The sequence below is a fragment of the Mesorhizobium sp. M7A.F.Ca.CA.004.06.1.1 genome (assembly GCF_003999135.1).
Classification (GTDB): Bacteria; Pseudomonadota; Alphaproteobacteria; order Rhizobiales; family Rhizobiaceae; genus Mesorhizobium.
This window is the reverse complement of the sequence record NZ_RZPQ01000923.1, coordinates 1-2,016: the sequence shown is the minus strand read 5'-3', so window position 1 is coordinate 2,016 and position 2,016 is coordinate 1. Positions and strand designations below refer to the sequence as shown.

General features: G+C 61.1%; 4 protein-coding genes. 1 reads left to right on the top strand and 3 read right to left on the bottom strand.

Annotated features, from left to right (window positions below; genetic code table 11):
• Positions 1-204: CinA family protein (locus EN906_RS32190; RefSeq protein ID WP_206529229.1), on the top strand; the 204-nt coding region annotated here is incomplete at its 5' end.
• Here the strand turns inward: EN906_RS32190 and EN906_RS32185 are convergent.
• From EN906_RS32185 to EN906_RS32175, 3 genes are all read right to left on the bottom strand, one after another.
• Positions 201-665 (bottom strand): type II toxin-antitoxin system RatA family toxin, encoded by a 465-nt coding sequence (locus EN906_RS32185; RefSeq protein WP_127267305.1) that lies wholly within the window; start codon positions 663-665, stop codon positions 201-203. The two genes, EN906_RS32190 and EN906_RS32185, sit on opposite strands and share 4 nt — an antisense overlap.
• A 12-nt stretch (positions 666-677) precedes the next feature.
• The gene (gene lipA / locus EN906_RS32180; protein ID WP_127272707.1) at positions 678-1,643 is read right to left on the bottom strand and encodes a lipoyl synthase; all 966 of its coding nucleotides are present in this window, start codon (positions 1,641-1,643) and stop codon (positions 678-680) included.
• Between the two features lie 137 nt (positions 1,644-1,780).
• Entirely contained in the window at positions 1,781-2,014 is a 234-nt protein-coding gene (locus EN906_RS32175; RefSeq protein WP_245484377.1) for a GlsB/YeaQ/YmgE family stress response membrane protein, read from the bottom strand.
• Positions 2,015-2,016: the final 2 nt, after the last annotated feature.

Here is a 2,016-nt window from a genome sequence, read left to right as displayed (position 1 = left end):
GGGCTGACCCTGGCGGTCACCGGGATCGCTGGGCCTGGCGGCGGTTCGGCGGAAAAACCGGTCGGCCTGGTCTGGTTCGGGGTTGCGCTGGACGGCCGACCGATTGTCGCCGAGCACCAGCTCTTTGCAGACAAAGGCCGCGATTTCATTCGTCGCGAAACGGTCCGGCAAGCGCTGGAGTTGGGCCTGCAAGCACTCGGCTAACCCTGGACCCGGGGTGCTGCACCGTAGATGACGTCGGCGCGCTTCTCAAAGGCTTCGGCGAACATGCGGAAGGCGCGATCGAACATGGTCCCCATGACCGCGCCCAGAATACGGCTCTTGAACTCGTAGTCGATGAAGAAGCGGACGGTGCACCCGGCGCCGTCCGCTTCGAAACGCCAGACGTTGCTCAAATATTTGAAGGGCCCGTCGATGTACTTCACGTCGATGGTGTTCTCGGCGGGCTTCAGCAGCACCTGCGTCGTGAAGGTTTCGCGGATCGCCTTGTAGCCGATGCTCATGTCGGCAAGCAGAACCGTGCGCCCGTCACGCTCCTTGCGCGAGCGAACCGTCAGCGCTTCGCAAAGCGGCAGGAATTGCGGATAGGATTCAACATCGGCGACCAGCGCGAACATCTGCTCGGGTGTATGGGATACGCGTCGGGTGGCTTCGAATTTTGGCATGAAACCAGCGGGTTAGGCTGTTTTCTTGAGAATCGCTTCCCGTGCCGCACGCAGCTTGGCGAAATCGTCGCCGGCGTGATGCGACGAACGCGTCAGCGGGCTGGACGCCACCAGCAGGAAACCCTTGGTCCGGCCGATCGTCTCGAAAGATTTAAACTCCTCCGGAGTGACGAAGCGGATCACCGGATGGTGCTTCTTCGACGGCTGCAGGTACTGGCCGATGGTCATGAAGTCGACATTGGCGGACCGCAGATCATCCATCAGCTGCAGGATTTCATTCCGTTCTTCGCCCAGCCCCACCATGATGCCGGACTTGGTGAAGATTGACGGATCGAGCTCCTTGACCCGCTGCAGCAGCCGGATCGAATGGAAATAGCGGGCGCCCGGACGTACCGTCAGATAGTTCGATGGCACGGTTTCGAGATTGTGGTTGAAGACGTCGGGCTTGGCGGCCACGACGATCTCCAGCGCGCCGTCCTTGCGCAGGAAGTCGGGCGTCAGGATTTCGATCGTCGTCAGCGGCGTTGCCGCCCGGATGGCGCGAATGACTTCGGCGAAATGCTGCGCACCGCCATCGGCGAGGTCGTCGCGGTCGACCGAGGTGATGACGACATGGGTCAAGCCCATCTGCTTGACCGCATGCGCGACGCGGGCCGGCTCATCCGGGTCAAGTGCTGTCGGAATGCCGGTGGCGACGTTGCAGAAGGCGCAGGCGCGCGTGCAGATCTCGCCCATGATCATGAAGGTGGCGTGCTTCTTTTCCCAGCATTCGCCGATGTTGGGGCAGCCGGCCTCTTCGCAGACCGTCACCAGCTTGTGCGATTTGACGATTTCGCGCGTTTCGGCATAGCCCTTCGACATCGGCGCCTTGACGCGGATCCAGTCGGGCTTGCGCAGCACATCCTGATCAGGCTTGTGCGCCTTTTCCGGATGCCGCAAGCGCGGGGCGTTGGCGATCGTATCGAGGACAGTGACCATCGGGAAACCTGGTTCATTCGCGACGCCAGTCAGGCGTTCGCTGTCATAACGTCATCTAGGACTTTTCAACGCAAAGAAAAAGGCCGCCGCGGCGCATGCCGCAACAGCCTTTTTCGCATGGCAGCTTTTCAGTGATGCTATCGGCGCACCAGACGCCCCGCCCAGATCAGCAGGCAGGCACCGATAAAGCCGGTGATCAGATAGGCAATCCAGCCGACGCCGAACGGGCCAAAATTGAGAGCCTGCAGAATGGCGTTCAGCACGACCGCGCCGACGATGCCCATAACGATGTTCATGAAGATGCCGGTGTTGCTCTTCATGAACATTTCGGCGAACCAGCCTGCCAGGCCGCCGATGATGATGGCTGCTATCC